The sequence below is a fragment of the Pseudarthrobacter chlorophenolicus A6 genome (genome assembly GCF_000022025.1).
Taxonomy (GTDB): Bacteria; Actinomycetota; Actinomycetes; order Actinomycetales; family Micrococcaceae; genus Arthrobacter; species Arthrobacter chlorophenolicus.
This window is the reverse complement of sequence record NC_011886.1, coordinates 3,027,916-3,046,319: the sequence shown is the minus strand read 5'-3', so window position 1 is coordinate 3,046,319 and position 18,404 is coordinate 3,027,916. Positions and strand designations below refer to the sequence as shown.

The window sequence follows — 18,404 nt, the reverse complement described above, 5'->3', positions numbered from 1 at the left end:
AGCGACGCCGTGGCAACAGAAGGAACACCCGGAACCTACAGCGATCTCAAGGCCGTCTTCTTCAACGGCACGCTCAAGAAGTCGCCGCAGACCTCGAATACCGACGGCCTGATCAACATCAGCCGGCTGATCATGGAGAAACAGGGCGTCAGTACCCGGGTGATCCGCACGGTGGACCACGACATCGCCAGCGGGGTCTACCCGGACATGACACAGTACGGCTGGGCCACTGACGAATGGCCGGAGCTCTATCCCGCGGTCCGGGATGCTGACATCGTGGTGGTGGCCGGGCCCATCTGGCTGGGCGATAACTCATCGCAGACCAAGAAGCTGATCGAACGCCTCTACGCCCATTCCGGTGAGCTCAACAGCAAGGGCCAGTGGGCGTTCTATCCCAAAGTGGGCGGTTGCCTGATCACCGGCAACGAGGACGGCATCAAGCACTGCGCCATGAATGTCCTCTACAGCCTGCAGCACATCGGCTTCAGCATCCCGCCGCAGGCCGACGCCGGGTGGATCGGGCCCGTTGGCCCCGGCCCCAGCTACCTCGACGAAGGCTCAGGCGGACCGGAAAGCGACTTCACCAACCGGAACACCACCTTCATGACGTGGAACCTCCTGCACCTGGCCCGGACGCTCAAGGACGCCGGCGGCTACCCTGCCTACGGCAACCTGCCCAAGGAATGGACCGCCGGGACCCGGTTCGACTTCGAAAACCCCGAGTACCGGTAGGCACTCAACCGCTCCGCAATCCCGCAGGCCAGGCCAAGGATCCACAGTGCCGGGCACCGGGGCCAAGTTCTCGCCGCCAAGCGGAATACAGACTGACTGAAGGACGTTCTCCCCAATATGACTACCCCCAGCCCCCTTTTGTCGCGCCCCGGAGCTGTCGAGGCGGCCGGTGCGGATGCCGGCGTCGCGGCCCACTATGGTGAGCCCCTCCGGGAGCAGCGTGCCCTCGCGGCCGGAACCGCCGTCGTCGACCTCTCCTCCCGCGGCGTTGTCACCGTCACCGGGCCGGACCGGCTGAGCTGGCTGAACACGCTGTCATCCCAGCAGGTGACGGCCCTCCAGCCGGGGGAGTCCAGCGAACTGCTCCTCCTGAGCGTGCAGGGGCGCATCGAGTTTGATGCGCGCATCGTTGACGACGGCGGCACCGCCTGGCTGATCGTTGAAGGCGCCGAGGCCGCTCCGCTGGCTGAGTACCTCAGCAGGATGAAGTTCATGCTGCGGGTGGACATCGCCGACGCCTCGGCCGACTGGGCGGTGGTGGGCAGTACCGCCGCCGTGCCGGACTGGGCCTCGCTGGTGGCCTGGCAGGACCCGTGGCCGCATGTCTCTGCCGGCGGCTACTCCTACGCCACCGTTGCAGAAGAGAGCCATCCCGGGCTGGAACGGCCGTGGTTCGAGTACCTCGTCCCCGCCGCCGAACTGGAACAGACGGTGGCGGACCGGCCGCTGGCCGGCGTCATGTCGTCCGAAGCGCTGCGCATCGCCGCCTGGCGTCCCCGGATCGGAGCCGAAACCGATGACAGGACGATTCCGCATGAACTGGACCTGCTCCGTACCGCAGTCCACCTGGCCAAGGGCTGCTACAAAGGCCAGGAAACCATCGCCCGCGTCCACAACCTGGGGCACCCGCCGCGGCGCCTGGTGTTCCTTCAGCTGGACGGTTCGCAGCACACGCTCCCGGCCGCGGGCAGCGTGGTCCTCGCCGGCGACCGCAAGGTGGGAACCGTCACATCCGTGGCGCAGCACTACGAAATGGGGCCGGTGGCGCTGGCAGTCATAAAGCGGTCCGTAGCCCCGGATGAAATACTGACGGTCCTGGACGGGGACGAGCCGTACACCGCCGGACAGGAACTCATCGTCGCCCCCGACGCCGGCCAGGTGGTGGGGCGCCAGACCGGATTCCTTAGGGGGCCACGCGCATGACAGAACACGGAAACGCTACACCGCAGCACGCAGCGGCAGGCGAAGCCGGGGCGGCAGGGCAGGACGACGACGCCGTCGCCCTGGCCCACAGCCTCTTCCAGGCCGCCCGGGACGGGAACACCGAACTGCTGAGCGCCTACCTCGGCGCCGGTGCTCCCGCCACCCTCACGAATGCAGCCGGAGATTCCCTCCTGATGCTGGCGGCCTACCACGGCCACGCAGACACGGTGCGCCTGGTGCTTGAACACGGAGCCGAGGCCAACACCGCGAACGACCGCGGCCAGACGCCGCTGGCCGGCGCGGCGTTCAAGGGGTACACGGACGTAGCCCGGGTCCTCCTGGATGCCGGCGCAGACCCTGACGCCGGGGCCCCCTCGGCACGCGCGGCCGCAGAAATGTTTGCCCGCCAGGAGATCCTCGACCTCCTGGGCTGAGCCCCCGGGTCCGCCCGGCAACCACACAATGACTCTGAAGGATGACCGGATGGAAAACGTAGAAAAGCCCTGGGCGGCGCTGTGGTCGCTGGTGATCGGGTTCTTCATGATCCTGATCGACAGCACCATTGTGTCCGTGGCCAACCCGCGGATCATGGAGGGCCTGGGCGCCGACATCAACTCCGTGATCTGGGTAACCAGTGCCTATCTGCTGGCCTACGCAGTTCCCCTGCTGATCACCGGCAGGCTTGGCGACCGGTTCGGGCCCAAGAAGCTGTACCTGCTTGGCCTGGTGGTGTTCACCCTGGCCTCGCTGTGGTGCGGCCTGGCCCAGGACGTGGAGACCCTCATCGCGGCGCGCGTGCTGCAGGGCCTCGGAGCTGCGGTGATGACGCCACAGACCATGGCCGTCATCACCCGCATCTTCCCGCCGGACCGCCGGGGTGCCGCCATGGCCATCTGGGGCGCCACGGCCGGGATGGCCACGCTGGTGGGCCCGATCCTGGGCGGTGTCCTGGTGGACAGCCTGGGCTGGGAGTGGATCTTCTTCATCAACGTACCCATCGGCGTCGTCGGGTTCATTCTCGCCGTGCGCAACGTGCCCGCGCTCCGCACCCACCCGCACCGTTTCGACATTCCGGGTGTGCTGCTCAGCGCAGTCGGGGTGTTCCTGCTGGTCTTCGGCATCCAGGAAGGCGAGACGTACAACTGGGGAACCATCACCGGGCCCATCAGCGTCTGGTCGCTGATCATCGCCGGAATCATCGTCCTCGCCGGATTCGTCACCTGGCAGCGATTCAACAAGGGCGAGCCGCTGCTGCCGCTGGGACTGTTCCGTGACCGGAACTTCTCGCTGGCCAACCTTGGAATCACCATGGTGGGGTTCACGGTGACGTCCTTCGGGCTGCCGCTGATCTTCTATTACCAGATGGTCCGCGGCCTGACACCCACCCAGTCGGCTTTGCTGATGGTGCCCATGGCGCTGATCTCGGGTGGCATGGCCCCCGTGGTGGGAAAGATCGTGGACCGGGTAAACCCCAAATATCTGGCAACTGCGGGCCTGACGCTCATGGCGGTGGCCCTGGTGTGGAACGGATTGCTGATGCAGCCGGACACGCCCATCTGGCTGTTCCTGCTTCCCAGCGCTGTCCTCGGCTTCGCCAACGCCGGCATCTGGGCGCCTCTGAGCACCACCGCCACCCGGAACCTGCCGCCGCGGCAGGCGGGCGCCGGCTCCGGCGTCTACAACACCACCCGCCAGTTCGGCGCGGTCCTGGGCAGCGCCGCCATCGCTGTCCTGATTCAGTCGCGGCTGGCGGCGGAGCTTCCGGCCGGACCCGGCGGCCAGGCCGGCGGAGCGGGCGAGGGCATGGCCATGGGCGGTTCGCTGCCTGAATTCCTGCACGCAGGATTCTCGACGGCGATGGCGCAGTCCATCCTGTTGCCCGCCGCTGTGGTGCTGGCCGGGGCGGTTGTGGTGCTGTTCTTCGCCAAGCCCAAACCAGTTCAGGGGTGGGGCTCCGCCGAGGAACCGGTTCCCTCAGCCAAGGTTGACGCTGGTCTGGATTCCGCCGGCTGACAAGCCGAGCCGGCGGGCCAGCGCCAGCGATCCAGTGTTGCTGACGTCCGCCCGCCATTGCAGCGTCAGCCCGGCGGCCAACGCCTCGTGGGATGCGATGGAAGCGGCGAGCGTCCCCAGCCCGCGGCGCCGCCACTCGGGATCCACCAGGACCCCCAGATGGGCCAGCAGTCCTTCCCACTCTGCATAAGCGCCGCAGGCCAGGGGAACCCGCTTGCCGTCGAGCTCGTGGACGATGGTGAAGCGGTTCTCAAGGTCGGACAGCCCCACCTCGTTGACGTCGTCCGGCGGGCAGAGCCCCTCCAGTTCGATCGCCTCGGCGTTACCGTGTGACACCGTCATCTCTTCAGAAGGCTGCTGCAGCGGCAGGTCGTCGGCGAAGAACAGCGCCGCCGCGCCCAGGCCGTGCCCGCCACGGTCCCGGGTCAGCGTCAGCAGGGTAACGTGCTGGGCCATTTCCGCATCGGGGATGTCAGCGGCCGCGTCAATAACGTCCTGCGGCCCCACCAGCACGGAACTGCCGAACAGCCTCACGAACTCCACCGTGCCGGCCGAGTCATCGGCGCGGACGATGCGTTCGCCGGAGGCAAGCGCGGAGCCGAAAGCGTCGTCGTCGAGGCCCAGGCGGCGGGCCCAGGCCAACTGGATGATGGCGGCGGAGCCGGGATCGAGTGTCATGGTCCCAGCCTAGGGCGCCGGCGGCTGTCCCGGCCGGACACCATGCCTGCAACCCGGCGCCAGCTGGGATTTGCGGTGTGGTTAGCCGAACAGGACCGCGGCTTCGTCGTACCGGTTCTGCGGCACGGTCTTCAGCTGGCCCAGGGCTTCCTCGAAGGCGACGTGCTGGATGTCGGTGCCCTTGAGCGCAACCATGGTTCCCCAGAAGCCTTCCACCACGGAGTCGATGGCGGCCATGCCCAGGCGCGTGGCGAGGACGCGGTCGAAGGCCGAGGGGACGCCGCCGCGCTGGATGTGGCCCAGGATGGTGGCGCGGGTTTCGATGCCGGTGCGGGCTTCCAGTTCTGGCGCGAGCTGGTCGGCGATACCGCCCAGGCGGGGACGGCCGAAAGTGTCCAGGCCGCGCTCGGAGTGGGGGGATTCCATGTGCTCGGGCACGAACCCTTCGGCCACTACCACCAGCGGCGCGCGGCCGCGGGCGTGGGCTTCGTTCACCCATTCAGTGATCTGCTCGATGCTGACCTTCTGCTCCGGAATGAGGATGGCGTGGGCGCCGGCCGCCATGCCGGCGTGCAGGGCAATCCAGCCCACGTGCCGGCCCATGACCTCGGCGATCATGCAGCGGTGGTGGGATTCGCCGGTGGTCCGGAGCCGGTCGATGGCTTCGGTGGCAATCTGCACTGCGGTGTCGAAACCGAAGGTGTAGTCGGTGGCGTCGAGGTCGTTGTCCACAGTCTTGGGGACGCCCACGATCTTCAGGCCGGCGTCGGTCAGGCGCTTGGCCGCGGCAAGGGTTCCCTCACCGCCGATGGCGATGATGGCGTCGATGCCCAGCCGGTCCATGTGGGCTTTGATGACCTCGGGGCCGCCGCCGTTTTCGAAGGGGTTGGTGCGGGAGGTGCCCAGGATGGTGCCGCCCTGCTTGGCGATACCGCGCACCATGGTGCGCGGGATGTCGATGATGTCGCCCTCCACCACGCCGCGCCAGCCGTCGAGGAATCCGACGAACTCGTGGCCGTGGATGGCGATGCCCTTCAGCACGGCGCCGCGGATGACCGCGTTCAGTCCGGGGCAGTCGCCACCGCTGGTGAGGATTCCAATTTTCATGTTTCGGCTCAAATCCTGGAAGAGGGTCTACTGGCAGAGCGCCACGCTGAGCTCACCTAGAAGTGTAGTGGGAGGTGTGGGGTACGACACAAACCCGTTACACGCGGGTGAACGGGGCATCACCAGGGCGGGCACGGCAAAGGCCCCCACCGTTGTGAACGGCGGAGGCCTTTGCGCGTCGTATGCAGGTCAGCTGAGGGACCGGCGTTCCAGGAATGTCTGCAGCGGAATAACGTTCCGCTGGTCCGGAAGGATGGCCCACGCCAGGAGGTAGAAGACCACTGCGGGTCCGGGCAGGAGGCAGAACACGAGGAACGCGATGCGGACAAAAGCTACGTCCACGTTCGTCTTGGCGGCGATCCCGCCCAGGACGCCACCCACCCAGCGCTGCGGGCCGCGTTGCAGGCCGAAGCCCCTGACGATGCTGAAAAACTTGTCCATGGTTCAAGACTTCCCTGTTGTCGGTTGGTTGTCACGTTTCCGGGCGGAGAGCAGGCCGCCCACCACCAACGCGGCGCCGGCTCCGATCATGAGCCCGATCAGGACGTACGTCGCGTTGAGGGTCACGATGCCCAGCTGGGCAACGATGATCAGGGCGGCGAGGGCCAGGACGATCAGGCCCCACACCACCGTCCCCACCCTCGTGGTGGAGGGACCGGCAGGGTCTGTGCCCGCCGTCGTCGTGCTGTCCGGGTAGTAGCCGCCGCGGTCCGTGGGATCCGGTGCCTGGTTACTGGTGCTCATCTCAATTGCCTTCCTGGATGGTGACGTTGCTGAAGGTGCCGTCGATCTGGACCACCAGGTGGCTGCCGGGCCGGTCGGAGTTGTAGGTGCTTTCCCTGGTGGTGGTTCCTCCGCGCTGGCCCGATGCCTCGTTGAGGTTGCCCATGGTCATGTCCGCCCTGATGTCCACGGGGACGTCCTCCGGGATCACCACGGTCACGTTGCTCGCGGTGATGTCCAGGGGAATCACGACGTCGGAGCGCAGCGGGGTGCCGCCGGCCAGGTTTGTCAGGTCCACGGTTCCGCGGCCCGCCGTGATGTCAAAGCCGTTCGCGGCTTCCGTGATGCTGGTGGGTGCCCAATCAACCTGCTGGAAGCGCATCCTGTCGCCGTTGCCCACCACGTTGTACACGCCGCCCGCTATCAGCGCCACTACGGCGAAGAAGCTCAGGACGCCGGCGGTCCTGCCGCGCAGTCCGGCGATGAGGATACCGAGGCCCAGGACAGCTGCGGCGCTGGCCCAGACGATGGCGTTGGCTGAATCACCCAGGTCGATGACGTTGGTGACGTCGAGTGCCTTGAGGCCGCCGCCCACCAGCAGCGCCGATCCGGCGGCAACGGCCACTGCGGGGGCGCCTGGCCCGGCCGGCCGTGGTTTCGGGGTGCGCTGCGGCGCAGGGGCACCGCCGTAGGGGCCGCCGCCCTGGAACCCGCCGCCGGCGCCGGAGCCGCCGCCGGAGTAGGAACCGCTGTCGGAATAGCTGCCGCCGCCGTAGGAGGGCATGGAGGGGGAAGCGGGGCCCGCTCCGTAGGAGGTGCCCGTGGAGGAGAACGGTGCGGTCCCTGGGCCGGCTGCGTAGGTGGCCCCTGAGGCGCCCGCTTCGCCCGGCGTCCCGTAACCGCCTGGCGTGCCGTAAGCGCCTGCATGCGGAGCGGCCATCGCGGGCCGGCCTGCCTTGTTGCGCTGCGAAAGGTAGTAGATGAGGTAGATGGCGCCGCCCACCCAGAACACCGTCCAGAGGAAGCCGCCGAAGCCGTTGTGCGACCAGCCCCAGAAGCCGCCGCCCAGTCCGGTCAGGCCCAGGATCGTGGCAATCAGGGACCCTGTCATCCCGGTGGTCCACCGGCCTGCGGCGGCCTCCTGGACGTGGATCCGTCCGTCGGGCTCGGGAAGCAGCGCCCACGCAAGGCCGTACACCAGGACGCCGATGCCGGCGAACAGGGTCAGGACGATGAAGACGCCGCGGATGATCAGCGGGTCCACGCCCAGCTTCTGCGCGATGCCGCTGGACACGCCGCCGATCCACCGGTCTCGGCCACGCTGGATGCCATGGCCGCGGATCCAGGAGAAGAAATCGGCCTCACCCGGGGCTGCGTGTGCGGTGCCCGGACGGCCTGCATACGCCTGGTCTGCACCTGGCTGGCTGGATCCGGAGGCCTGCGGGCCCTCGGACGGGTCCGGCGTGGTCGGCGCGGACGGCAGTGGTTCGGTAGGCCGCGGTGCGCCGGGCAGAGGCTCGGTGGGCTGGCCGTCGTCGGGGAGGGAGGTCTGCGAGTTCATACCCCAATCCTTCCGTTCAGCCCGCCCTGCGCTCTACTGGGGGATACCCTGAGCGGTCCCTGAGTCGCCCCCGGTTCCCGCCGGATCCGGGTCCGGGAAACCCTGATCCATGCTTGGATTGACCCATGACAACCGTCCCCGCCAGGCCGCCTTTGGCCCGCAGCAGCGACCGCGTGATTGCCGGTGTCTGCTCGGGGCTGGCCGTTCATCTGGGCTGGCCGGTGAAGAACGTCCGGGTGGGCATGGCGCTTGCCACCCTCGCCGGCGGGGCAGGCCTGGTCTTCTATGCGTGGCTGTGGATCATGGTTCCCACCGCGGATGAGGCCGCCCGGCGCAACGCCCGGCGGCCGGCGTCGCCCATTGCCCCCGCGGTGAGCCAGGCACCTGCCGCCGCCGTGTCCGGTACATCTCCGGCGTCGGCCTCTTCTCCACCACCGGGCCCGGCACCCTTTGGCCCGCCCCCATCGGGCCAGCCACCTCTGGGGCAGGCGTCCGACGGCGGCGCTCCCCAGGGCGCGGACCGCCAGGGACCGCCCGGGGACCCAAGGCCGGCCGAGGCGCCATGGTTCCGCTGGCAGGGCATGAAGTACGGCAAGGAAATCCTCCTCGGCTGCGGGTTGCTGCTGGTAGCCGGCATCATGATTGCGCAGCTGCTGGGGGTCGACGTGCCCCTGGGAACCCTCATTCCTGCCGCAGCCGTCCTGGGCGGTGCTTCCATTGCGTGGATGCAGCTGGATGAGACGCGGCGGGCCGGGCTGGTGGACAAGACCAAGGCGGACCAGGCCGGCGGCTGGGCACGGCTCGCGGCCGGCCTGGCGCTGGTGGTGGCCGGCGTGCTGGTGATGGTGTCCGGTTCCGGCTCCTGGGAGCAGACCTGGCTGGCGCTGCTGGCCTCCGTCGCGGTCCTGGGCGGCGTAGTGCTGGTCCTGTTGCCGTGGGCGCTGAAGTTCTGGCGGGACCTGGAAGCTGAGCGTGCCGGCAGGATCCGGGAAACCGAACGCGCGGAGATCGCCGCGCACCTGCACGATTCGGTGCTGCAGACGCTCGCGCTGATCCAGCGCCGGGCCGGCAGCGAGCACGACGTCGTCCGGCTGGCCCGGGCGCAGGAACGCGAGCTCCGCGGCTGGCTGTTCCAGGATCCCGGGAAGGAATCAGGGCAGCTTTCGGACCGGGTCAAGGCAGTGGCCGCTGAGGTGGAAGACCTCCTGGGCAATGCTGTTGAGGTGGTCAGCGTGGGCGATGCCGCCATGACCGAGGGTCACGAGGCCATGGTCCAGGCGAGCCGGGAAGCCATGCTGAACGCCTCCCGGCACGGCGGTGGCGCCGTCTCGGTGTACCTCGAAGCGTCCGGCGGCCAGGCTGAAATCTTCATCAAGGACCGCGGTCCCGGGTTCGAACTGGCCGATGTGCCCGAGGACCGGCTGGGCGTGCGGGAGTCCATCATCGGCAGGATGAAGCGGCACGGCGGATCGGCAGCCATCCTCAGCACCGGGGACGGCACCGAGGTCCGCCTCCGGCTGCCCGCTGCAGGCACGGACAACGTGGAAGGAAAGTCATGAACATCAACCAGGGGGCGGCCGCGCAGGCCGCCGGGTCCGTCCGGGTGGTCATCGTGGACGACCACGCCATCTTCCGTTCCGGGCTCAAAGCCGATCTCGACGCCAGCATCCACGTGGTGGGGGAGGCAGCCACCGTGGAGCAGGCCATTGCCGTCATCGCCGAGACGCGGCCCGACGTCGTGCTGCTGGACGTGCACCTGCCCGGCGGGTTGGGCGGCGGCGGCCGTGAGGTCATTGCAGGATCGGTGCCGCTGCTGGGCACCACCCGCTTCCTGGCCCTGAGCGTGTCCGACGCGGCGGAGGATGTAGTGGCGGTCATCCGCGCCGGCGCAAGGGGCTATGTCACCAAGACCATCTCCGGGGCCGAGATCACCGACGCCGTCTTCCGGGTTGCCGGCGGGGACGCGGTCTTCTCGCCGCGCCTGGCCGGGTTCGTCCTGGACGCCTTCGGGACCGCGCCGGCAGACATCGCCGACGACGAGCTGGACAAACTCTCCGCCCGCGAGCTTGAGGTCATGCGCCTGATCGCCCGCGGGTACAGCTACAAGGAAGTGGCCAAGGAGCTCTTCATCAGCATCAAGACGGTGGAAACCCACGTCTCCGCGGTCCTCCGGAAGCTCCAGCTCTCCAGCCGGCACGAACTCACCAAGTGGGCCGCGGAGCGCCGCCTCCTCTGACCCAACGCCCGCTCACTTCCGGCGGGAAAAACGCGAACGCCCGCTCACTCTCTTCAGGAGAGTGAGCGGGCGTTTGGATGTAGAGCGCCAGAAGTGAGCGGGCGTCTACTGCGCCTTGCCGAGGAAGTCCTGCAGGCGCTGCACGCCGGTGGCGAGGTCGTCATCGCCAAGGGCGTAGGAGAGGCGCAGGAAGCCGGACGGGCCGAACGCCTCGCCCGGAACCACTGCCACTTCCACCTCGTCCAGGATCAGGGAGGCCAGCTCGGCCGAGGTCTGCGGCGTGGCGGTGCCGGCGGCCGTGGGGAATTCCTTGCCCAACAGCCCGCGGACGTCCGCGTAAACGTAGAAGGCGCCCTTCGGCGTCGGGCATTCCACGCCCTCAATGGCGTTCAGCCCGGCAACGATCGCCTTGCGGCGGCGGTCGAAGGCAACCTTCATCTCGTCGACCGCGGTCAGCGGGCCGGAAACGGCGGCGAGGGCGGCGATCTGCGGAATGTTCGACACGTTGGAGGTGGCGTGCGACTGCAGGTTCGTGGCGGCCTTGATGACATCCGCCGGGCCGATCATCCAGCCGACGCGCCATCCGGTCATGGCATAGGTCTTGGCCACACCGTTGAGGATGACCACCTTGTCGCCGAGTTCGGGCACGGCCGTGGCGATGGAGGTGAAGGGAACGCCGTCGTAGGTCAGGTGCTCGTAGATTTCGTCGGTCACCACCCAGATGCCCTTCGAGGCTGCCCACTTGCCGATCTCCGCCACCTGCTCGGGGGAGTAGACGGCGCCGGTGGGGTTCGACGGCGAGACGAACAGGAGGATCTTGGTCCGGTCTGTCACGGCTGCTTCGAGCTGCTCGACGGTCACCAGGTAGCCCTGCTCCGGCCCCGCAAATACCTCGACGGGAACGCCGCCGGCCAGCCGGATCGCCTCAGGGTAGGTGGTCCAGAACGGGGCGGGGACGATGACCTCGTCGCCCGGATCCACCAGGGTGGCGAACGTGTTGTAGACGGCCTGCTTGCCGCCGTTGGTCACCAGCACCTGGGAGGGGTCGACGGCGTATCCGGAGTCCCGGAGCGTCTTCTCGGCGATGGCCTTCTTCAGTTCGGGAAGCCCGCCGGCGGGGGAGTAGCGGTGGTACTTCGGCTGCCCCGCAGCCTCAATGGCAGCCTGGACAATGTAGTCCGGGGTGGGGAAGTCCGGCTCACCTGCGCCGAAGCCAATCACCGGACGCCCAGCAGCCTTCAGCGCTTTAGCCTTGGCATCAACGGCCAGGGTGGCGGATTCGGCAATTGCGGATATGCGCTGGGAAACGCGGGCGGCAGACATGGCAGGTCCGTTCTACGCTTGCAGCCGGATGGCTGGAATGTGGGATTCGACGTTTTCTACTCTATGCTGTTCACCGGACCCTCCGGGGTGCCGGATGTGAAATGTGACTGGCCCGCCAGGCACGGACGCACCGGCTTGCGGAGGGGCTGGAACGGGTCGGTTTTACGAACGCGAAGATGTTGCCGTAGACTGATTCACCGGTGTTGAAACACAGATGATGGCGTGCGCCCCAGTGAAAGCTGGTGAATCTCCGTCGCTGGTTGGTTTTCACTCCATAGGGTAGTGGCGCAATTGGTAGCGCAGCGGTCTCCAAAACCGCAGGTTGCAGGTTCGAGTCCTGTCTGCCCTGCGCAAGCTGCCCCGGGCAATAAATCCGGGGCAAGCGCAGCAACCATGGTTCTGATCAGGGGCCGGGTAATCCACCATTGCAAAGATGAGCGAGGACCAGGTGACCGAAACAGCTGCCAGCAGCTCCAAGGGCCGCCCAGCTAAGAAGGATGCCAAGGCAAACATCTTCGCCCGTATTGCACTTTTCGTTCGCCAGATCATCGGCGAACTGAAAAAGGTCGTTGCCCCCACCCGCAAGGAACTGATCAACTACACGCTCGTGGTGCTGGTGTTCGTGGCCATCATGATGGTCATCGTCAGCCTGCTGGACATCGGTTTTGGAACCGCTGTCGGCTGGCTCTTCGGCGGGACTGGCCCCACGGACAACTAAGGCTGCAGGGTCCGCAGGCTGCGCGCACCATCCGGGAAACCGGAGGGAAGCGCCGGTGTGCGGAATTGAGCCATTTAAATAGGCATGTTAGGCAATGAGGAAGCAGGAGACCAAGTGTCTGAGCAGGAGCTCGAGGTAACCGGGACTGAGCAGGAAGAGGCCGTGGACGTCACCGCAGAAATCGGTGAAGAGTCTGAGGTTGAGTCCTCTGTGCCCGAATCCGATGACGCCGATGCCGACGCGGAGGCTGACAGCGAAGCAGAGTCCGGCGATGCCGACGCTGACGCCCTCGCCGCCGCGGCAGCCACCGCTGCCGCTGACCCGGCAGAGGAATTCAAGGCCAAGCTGCGCCGCCAGGAAGGTGACTGGTACGTCATCCACTCCTACGCCGGTTACGAAAACCGCGTGAAGGCCAACCTCGAGACCCGCATCCAGACCCTGGACATGGAAGATTACATCTTCGAGATCCAGGTGCCCATGGAAGAGGTCGTCGAGATCAAGAATGCCCAGCGCAAGGTCATCAACCGCGTTCGCATTCCCGGCTATGTCCTGGTCCGCATGGACCTGACTGACGCCTCCTGGGGCGCCGTGCGCCACACCCCCGGCGTCACCGGCTTCGTGGGCAACGCCCACAACCCCGTGCCGCTGCGCCTCGACGAGGTCTTCTCCATGCTCGCGCCGGTCTTCGAAGAAGAGCAGGCCGAGAAGGGCAAGCCGGTCAATAAGCAGCACCAGGCGCCGGTGGACGTCGACTTCGAGGTCGGCGAGTCTGTCATCGTCAAGGAAGGCCCGTTCGAAACCCTTCCCGCCACCATCTCCGAGATCAAGGTCGAATCCCAGACCCTCGTGGTACTGGTTTCCATCTTCGAGCGCGAAACGCCCGTCACCCTGGCGTTCAACCAGGTCACCAAGATCTGATTACCCGAGAATTCGTTCCGGCGCCGCCCGCTTAGCGGCTCCGGAACGGCAGGCCGCCTTGCCATGGCGGCCAAAAACCTGGGCCACGCTCCTGTGCCCCAGGAAGTTATTGAGAGAAGGACCCTACATTGGCTCCCAAGAAGAAGGTCACCGGCCTCATCAAGCTGCAGATCCAGGCAGGTGCCGCTAACCCGGCCCCGCCGATCGGTCCCGCACTTGGCCAGCACGGCGTCAACATCATGGAATTCTGCAAGGCGTACAACGCTGCAACGGAAGCCCAGCGCGGCAACGTCATCCCCGTGGAAATCACCGTCTACGAGGACCGTTCCTTCACGTTCATCACCAAGACCCCGCCGGCTGCAGAGCTCATCAAGAAGGCTGCAGGCGTTGCCAAGGGTTCGGCTACCCCGCACACCGTCAAGGTTGCCAAGCTGACCCAGGCACAGGTCAACGAGATCGCCTCCACCAAGATGGAAGACCTCAACGCCACCAGCCTCGAAGGCGCAGCGAAGATCATCGCCGGCACCGCCCGCTCCATGGGTATCACCGTCGAGGGCTAATACCCCTACTGCCGCCTAACGCCCCGCATCAGCATGGCGCCACGCGGCACCGCCGGAATTCCGGCACCACCAACAATTGAAATGCCGGTCATCCGGGACGAATAACCGTCCGGATCGCCGGCTGTGGCAGGGCCCAGCGCGGTCCGCAGACCACAACTGCACAAGGAGAAAGAGCAGCATGGCAAAGCGCAGCAAAGCATATGAGGCAGCAGCCGCCAAGATTGACGCGGAGAAGTCCTACGCGCCGTTCGAGGCAGTGACCCTCGCCAAGGACACCAACCCGTCCAAGTTCGACGCCACCATCGAGGTTGCTTTCCGCCTCGGCGTGGACCCCCGCAAGGCTGACCAGATGGTCCGCGGTACGGTCAACCTGCCCCACGGCACCGGTAAGACCGCCCGCGTTCTGGTCTTCGCCACGGGCGACAAGGCCGAGGCCGCAATCGCAGCCGGCGCCGACTTCGTTGGCTCCGACGACCTGATCGAAAAGATCGCCGGCGGCTGGACCGACTTCGACGCCGCTGTTGCCACCCCTGACCTCATGGGCAAGGTTGGCCGCCTCGGTAAGGTCCTGGGTCCCCGCAACCTGATGCCGAACCCCAAGACCGGCACCGTGACCCCCGACGTCACCAAGGCTGTCAACGACATCAAGGGCGGCAAGATCGACTTCCGCGTCGACAAGCACTCCAACCTGCACTTCATCATCGGCAAGGTGTCTTTCGACGCCGTCAAGCTGGCTGAGAACTACGCAGCAGCACTGGAAGAGGTGCTTCGCCTGAAGCCTTCCGCTTCGAAGGGCCGCTACATCCAGAAGGCCACCGTTGCCACCACCTTCGGCCCCGGCATCTCCGTGGACCCGAACGTCACCAAGGTGCTCACCGAGGCCTAAGCCTGACAGAACATTTGCCCGGATAATTCCGGAGCAATAAAACCGCCCGGCGCGCATGCGCCGGGCGGTTTTTGCTTAACCTGTTGCCGCCTTCTGCCTAAGCTGGGGAAATGTCCGGGATCCCGCTTCCCCTCCCGCCGGACGCGGCCGCCGCCGGCATCCTCATCAGCCCCGTGGAGATCCCGGTGGAGGGAAACCGAACGCAACCGCCCGGCGTCGTACCTTCCGAAGACTTCCGTGCCTGTCACGCCTTGCGCGAATCCCATGAGCTTTCACTATGGGGCAACCTGGACCGGTGCCCGACGCTGGCCGAGTCGCAGGAATTCTGGCGGGGGAACCCATACGAGGAACGGCACCTGTTTCTGGCGCGACGCGGCGGCAGCCCTGCGGGGCTGTGCTCGGTCACCCTGCCCCTGCGGGAAAACACTGATACAGCGGGAATCGATGTGCTGGTCCACCCCGCCCAAAGGCGGCAAGGCATTGGCCGCGCGCTGCTGCAGTTTGCCGAAGCCGTGGCCCACCGGCAGGGGCGTACCTCCCTGGATGGTTACCACGAGGTTCCACTGGAACGCGTCGGACCGGATGCGGCCATGCTGCCCGCGAAGTCAGGTTCGGGTGCGCTGCCCCTCGCCGACCCCGCCGTTGCCTTTGCAGCGGCGTCTGGCTACTCACTTGAACAGGTGGAACGGTCCAGCCGGCTGGACCTGCCGGTGCCGGCAGCGCAGTTGGCCCGGGTTGAGGCCGAAGCCACCGGCAGCGCCGCCGCCTACTCTGTGGTCCACTGGGACGATCAGTGCCCCGACGAATTCGTCGCCGGCCTTGCCGCCCTGAAGGCGACGATGAGTACCGACGTTCCCACCGCGGGCCTGGGCTGGGAGCGGGAGGACTGGGATGCGGCCCGTGTCCGTGACGAGGAAGCCGCCATGCTCCGCGGCGGGGTGCAGTGCGTGGTGGCTGCGGCGCGGCACCGCGGGACAGGTGAACTGGTGGCCTACACCGTCCTGAACTGGCGTCCGGGAGTACCCGGGTCCGCCACCCAGCAGGACACGCTGGTGGCCGGGCCGCACCGCGGGCATCGGCTGGGGATGCTGGTCAAAGCCGCAAACCTGCGGCGGGCGCAGGCCAGATGGCCATCGGCCAGGTCCGTTTTGACGTGGAACGCCAGCGAAAACCAGCATATGCTTTCGATTAATATTGCGCTTGGATTCAGGCCTGCCGGCTATGAAGGGGAGTGGCAGAAACGGCTGGGATGATGCCCCGTATGGCAAAAGACGTGAAGATTGAGCAGCTGTGGATTCCCGATTCCCTTGAGGCACCGGACGCTGCCGATTTCCTGGCCGCCCTCGAAGTGGGCCGGAAGGTTCGGATGGCCACCTGGGGGAGTGACGACCTCGCCTACGGTCCGCTTGAGAAGCTCCTTGAATTTGAGGATCCGTATGAGCGGCAACTGATTCTCGTCGCGAAAGTGGACGGCGAAATAGTCGGTACCGTGGACATCGCACTGCCGCTGACCGACCATCTGGACCTCGCGGAATTCACCCTGGACATCCTCCCTGAATTCCAGCGGCAGGGTGTGGGGCGGCGGCTCCTGGAAGCCGCCGAGCAGCTGGCCCGCGGTGAGGGCCGCACCATGATCCTGGTGGACACCAACCATCCCGGCGCATCGCTGGATGAGTTCGAGCAGGCCCTCCTGGTGCCGGGCACAGGGCCGGGTTTTGTCCCGCTGGACAGCCGCGAGGTGGAGTTCGCGCAGAAGACCGGGTACACGCTTCAACACATCGAGCAGTTCAGCGCCTGCATCCTGCCGCTGGATTCGAAGCTTGTGGCGGACTTGCAGGCAGAGGCTGATGATGCCAACAACGGGCGCTACCGCCTGCACCACTGGACGGACCGCTGCCCGGACCGCTGGCTTGAGGCCGTCGCGGCACTCGAGAACCAGGCCGGTGCGGACGTCGACCCCGATCTGGACGTCCCGGTGGAGCAGGACATGGTGTTCGACGGCGGGATCCTGCGCGAAGCCGAGGACGTCGCCATTGCGCAGGGCCGGCGGACGGTGGTCACCGCCGTCGAGCACCTCGCCTCGGGCACGCTGGTGGGGCTGACCACCATCACTGTGCTGGCGCACCGGGCGGACGTGGTGTTCCAGGACGACACCCTGGTCCTGCAGGAGCACCGGGGGAACAAACTGGGCCTGCTGATAAAGGTCTCCAACATGGAGCGGCTCACCGAGCAGTTCCCTGACGCGCGCGTCATCTACACCTGGAATGCTCCGGACAACAGGTACCTCCTCACTGTCAACCAGCAGCTGGGCTTCCGCATTGCAGGGGTGACCGGGATTTGGCAGAAGGAGCTGCCAAAGCTCCGTACCAGCACCAGCTGAGGCCCCGATTTGGTGTCCTGCCACGGGCTCCCGTAGACTTGGAGGACCAAAGACCGTCGGTTGTTGGAAATCCACTCTTTCGAGCATTGCTCAACTCTGCAGTTGTGCTCGGGAGATCAAGTGGCTTTCTGAACGAAGGACCCTGACATAGGGCGGCCGGCGCAGGTGAACGAAGCAACGCTCCATGGAAACATGTTGAGCCAAGCCCCGTGCATCTGCGCGGGGCGTTTTTAGTTTTAGCTCACCTGAGCGGGACCCTCGAATACCGGCACTATCCCCGGAAGGAGGGTTATGGCAACGCCTACCAAGGTTTCAGCAGTAGCTGAGATCACTAACGATTTCAAGGAATCGAACGCCGCTGTCCTGACCGAATACCGCGGGCTCACCGTTGCACAGCTCAAGCAGCTGCGTGTTTCTCTCGGCCAGGACACCAAGTTCGCGGTCGTCAAGAACACCCTGACCGCAATTGCAGCCAAGGAAGCCGGCGTCGAAGCATTCGACGGCCAGCTTGCCGGCCCCACTGCAATCGCGTTCATCAAGGGTGACGCAGTTGCCGCTGCCAAGAGCCTGACGGATTTTGCCAAGGCCAACAAGCAGCTGGTCATCAAGACCGGTTACTTCGAAGGCAAGGCACTGGATGCCAGCGAGGTCGCCGCCCTGGCTGCCCTCGAGTCCCGTGAGCTGCAGCTCGCCAAGGTTGCAGGCGTCCTCAAGGCTCCTGCTGCCGCTGCTGCACGCATCATCGATGCGCTGCGACTCAAGCTTGAAGAAGAGAACGGTGCACCGGCAGCTGCCGAAGCGCCGGCCGCTGAAGAGTCTGCTGACTCTGCAGCTGAAGCAGCAGCCGAGGCACCCGCCGAGGCTCCCGCTGCCGAAGAGAACTAATTCTCTTTACCCCACCAGACTCCGGCGGTCCTGCCCAGTGCGGGACTGCCAACAACAGGAAGGACGCCTACCATGGCGAAGCTCAGCAACGAAGAGCTCATTGAAGCTTTCAAGGAACTGACCATCATCGAGCTCTCCGAGTTCGTCAAGCTCTTCGAAGAGACCTTCGAAGTAACCGCTGCTGCTGTAGCCGTTGCCGGCCCCGCCGGCGGTGGCGCTGCTGAAGAGGCTGAAGAGAAGACTGACTTCGACGTCATCCTCGAATCTGCCGGCGACAAGAAGATCGCAGTGATCAAGGAAGTTCGCGCCATCACCTCCCTCGGCCTCAAGGAAGCCAAGGACCTGGTTGACAGCGCACCCAAGGCTGTTCTCGAAGGCGCCAACAAGGAAGCTGCCGAGAAGGCCAAGGAGCAGCTCGAGGCTGCAGGCGCCACCGTTACCCTCAAGTAACAACGGCTCTTCACGGAAAACCCCGTCCCAC

20 protein-coding genes and 1 tRNA gene are annotated in these 18,404 nt (G+C 66.3%); 15 read left to right on the top strand and 6 right to left on the bottom strand.

Features of this window, described 5'->3' with window-relative positions:
* Positions 1–9: 9 nt before the first annotated feature.
* The 4 genes from ACHL_RS13740 to ACHL_RS13725 all read left to right on the top strand — a co-directional run bounded on the left by ACHL_RS13740 (position 10) and on the right by ACHL_RS13725 (position 3,948).
* Positions 10–732 (top strand): flavodoxin family protein, encoded by a 723-nt coding sequence (locus ACHL_RS13740; protein WP_015937881.1) that lies wholly within the window; start codon positions 10–12, stop codon positions 730–732.
* Between the two features lie 117 nt (positions 733–849).
* Positions 850–1,935 (top strand): CAF17-like 4Fe-4S cluster assembly/insertion protein YgfZ, encoded by a 1,086-nt coding sequence (gene ygfZ / locus ACHL_RS13735; RefSeq protein WP_015937880.1) that lies wholly within the window; start codon positions 850–852, stop codon positions 1,933–1,935.
* Positions 1,932–2,369, top strand: a complete 438-nt coding sequence (locus ACHL_RS13730; RefSeq protein WP_015937879.1) for an ankyrin repeat domain-containing protein — start codon at positions 1,932–1,934, stop codon at positions 2,367–2,369. Before ygfZ ends, ACHL_RS13730 begins: the two co-directional genes overlap by 4 nt.
* A gap of 49 nt (positions 2,370–2,418) precedes the next feature.
* Positions 2,419–3,948, top strand: a complete 1,530-nt coding sequence (locus ACHL_RS13725) for a DHA2 family efflux MFS transporter permease subunit (RefSeq protein WP_015937878.1) — start codon at positions 2,419–2,421, stop codon at positions 3,946–3,948.
* Here ACHL_RS13725 and ACHL_RS13720 read toward each other — a convergent pair.
* From ACHL_RS13720 to ACHL_RS13700, 5 genes are all read right to left on the bottom strand, one after another.
* Positions 3,910–4,626 (bottom strand): GNAT family N-acetyltransferase, encoded by a 717-nt coding sequence (locus ACHL_RS13720; RefSeq protein ID WP_015937877.1) that lies wholly within the window; start codon positions 4,624–4,626, stop codon positions 3,910–3,912. The two genes, ACHL_RS13725 and ACHL_RS13720, sit on opposite strands and share 39 nt — an antisense overlap.
* Positions 4,627–4,707: 81 nt before the next feature.
* Positions 4,708–5,733, bottom strand: coding sequence for an ATP-dependent 6-phosphofructokinase (locus ACHL_RS13715; RefSeq protein ID WP_015937876.1), 1,026 nt, complete (start codon positions 5,731–5,733; stop codon positions 4,708–4,710).
* A 189-nt stretch (positions 5,734–5,922) separates the two neighbouring features.
* Positions 5,923–6,174: a PspC domain-containing protein gene (locus tag ACHL_RS13710; protein ID WP_015937875.1), complete on the bottom strand. Its 252-nt coding sequence runs from the start codon at positions 6,172–6,174 to the stop codon at positions 5,923–5,925.
* A 3-nt stretch (positions 6,175–6,177) separates the two neighbouring features.
* Positions 6,178–6,477 (bottom strand): hypothetical protein, encoded by a 300-nt coding sequence (locus ACHL_RS13705; RefSeq protein ID WP_015937874.1) that lies wholly within the window; start codon positions 6,475–6,477, stop codon positions 6,178–6,180.
* Position 6,478: 1 nt separating this feature from the next.
* Positions 6,479–8,017: a PspC domain-containing protein gene (locus ACHL_RS13700; RefSeq protein WP_015937873.1), complete on the bottom strand. Its 1,539-nt coding sequence runs from the start codon at positions 8,015–8,017 to the stop codon at positions 6,479–6,481.
* A 125-nt stretch (positions 8,018–8,142) separates the two neighbouring features.
* On the opposite strand from ACHL_RS13700, the gene ACHL_RS13695 reads away from it, so the two are divergent.
* Positions 8,143–9,576 (top strand): ATP-binding protein, encoded by a 1,434-nt coding sequence (locus ACHL_RS13695; protein ID WP_015937872.1) that lies wholly within the window; start codon positions 8,143–8,145, stop codon positions 9,574–9,576.
* Complete coding sequence (locus ACHL_RS13690; RefSeq protein ID WP_015937871.1) at positions 9,573–10,253, top strand: LuxR C-terminal-related transcriptional regulator; 681 nt, start codon at positions 9,573–9,575, stop codon at positions 10,251–10,253. Before ACHL_RS13695 ends, ACHL_RS13690 begins: the two co-directional genes overlap by 4 nt.
* 105 nt (positions 10,254–10,358) lie before the next feature.
* Here the strand turns inward: ACHL_RS13690 and ACHL_RS13685 are convergent, their stop codons facing one another.
* Positions 10,359–11,576: a pyridoxal phosphate-dependent aminotransferase gene (locus tag ACHL_RS13685; protein ID WP_015937870.1), complete on the bottom strand. Its 1,218-nt coding sequence runs from the start codon at positions 11,574–11,576 to the stop codon at positions 10,359–10,361.
* A gap of 276 nt (positions 11,577–11,852) precedes the next feature.
* Between ACHL_RS13685 and ACHL_RS13680 the strand changes: the two genes are divergently transcribed.
* The 9 genes from ACHL_RS13680 to rplL all read left to right on the top strand — a co-directional run bounded on the left by ACHL_RS13680 (position 11,853) and on the right by rplL (position 18,373).
* Positions 11,853–11,925 (top strand) — tRNA-Trp (locus ACHL_RS13680).
* Between the two features lie 84 nt (positions 11,926–12,009).
* Positions 12,010–12,294, top strand: coding sequence for a preprotein translocase subunit SecE (secE, locus tag ACHL_RS13675; protein WP_043794078.1), 285 nt, complete (start codon positions 12,010–12,012; stop codon positions 12,292–12,294).
* A gap of 114 nt (positions 12,295–12,408) precedes the next feature.
* Positions 12,409–13,212 (top strand): transcription termination/antitermination protein NusG, encoded by an 804-nt coding sequence (gene nusG / locus ACHL_RS13670; protein ID WP_015937868.1) that lies wholly within the window; start codon positions 12,409–12,411, stop codon positions 13,210–13,212.
* A 128-nt stretch (positions 13,213–13,340) separates the two neighbouring features.
* Positions 13,341–13,772: a 50S ribosomal protein L11 gene (rplK, locus tag ACHL_RS13665; RefSeq protein WP_003803853.1), complete on the top strand. Its 432-nt coding sequence runs from the start codon at positions 13,341–13,343 to the stop codon at positions 13,770–13,772.
* 178 nt (positions 13,773–13,950) lie between these two features.
* Positions 13,951–14,658, top strand: a complete 708-nt coding sequence (gene rplA / locus ACHL_RS13660; protein ID WP_015937867.1) for a 50S ribosomal protein L1 — start codon at positions 13,951–13,953, stop codon at positions 14,656–14,658.
* A 110-nt stretch (positions 14,659–14,768) separates the two neighbouring features.
* Positions 14,769–15,911: a GNAT family N-acetyltransferase gene (locus ACHL_RS13655; protein ID WP_015937866.1), complete on the top strand. Its 1,143-nt coding sequence runs from the start codon at positions 14,769–14,771 to the stop codon at positions 15,909–15,911.
* An 8-nt stretch (positions 15,912–15,919) separates the two neighbouring features.
* Positions 15,920–17,038 (top strand): GNAT family N-acetyltransferase, encoded by a 1,119-nt coding sequence (locus ACHL_RS13650; RefSeq protein ID WP_043794077.1) that lies wholly within the window; start codon positions 15,920–15,922, stop codon positions 17,036–17,038.
* 291 nt (positions 17,039–17,329) lie between these two features.
* Complete coding sequence (rplJ, locus tag ACHL_RS13645) at positions 17,330–17,923, top strand: 50S ribosomal protein L10 (RefSeq protein ID WP_015937864.1); 594 nt, start codon at positions 17,330–17,332, stop codon at positions 17,921–17,923.
* A 72-nt stretch (positions 17,924–17,995) separates the two neighbouring features.
* Positions 17,996–18,373: a 50S ribosomal protein L7/L12 gene (gene rplL, locus ACHL_RS13640; RefSeq protein WP_015937863.1), complete on the top strand. Its 378-nt coding sequence runs from the start codon at positions 17,996–17,998 to the stop codon at positions 18,371–18,373.
* The last annotated feature ends 31 nt before the right edge of the window (positions 18,374–18,404 follow it).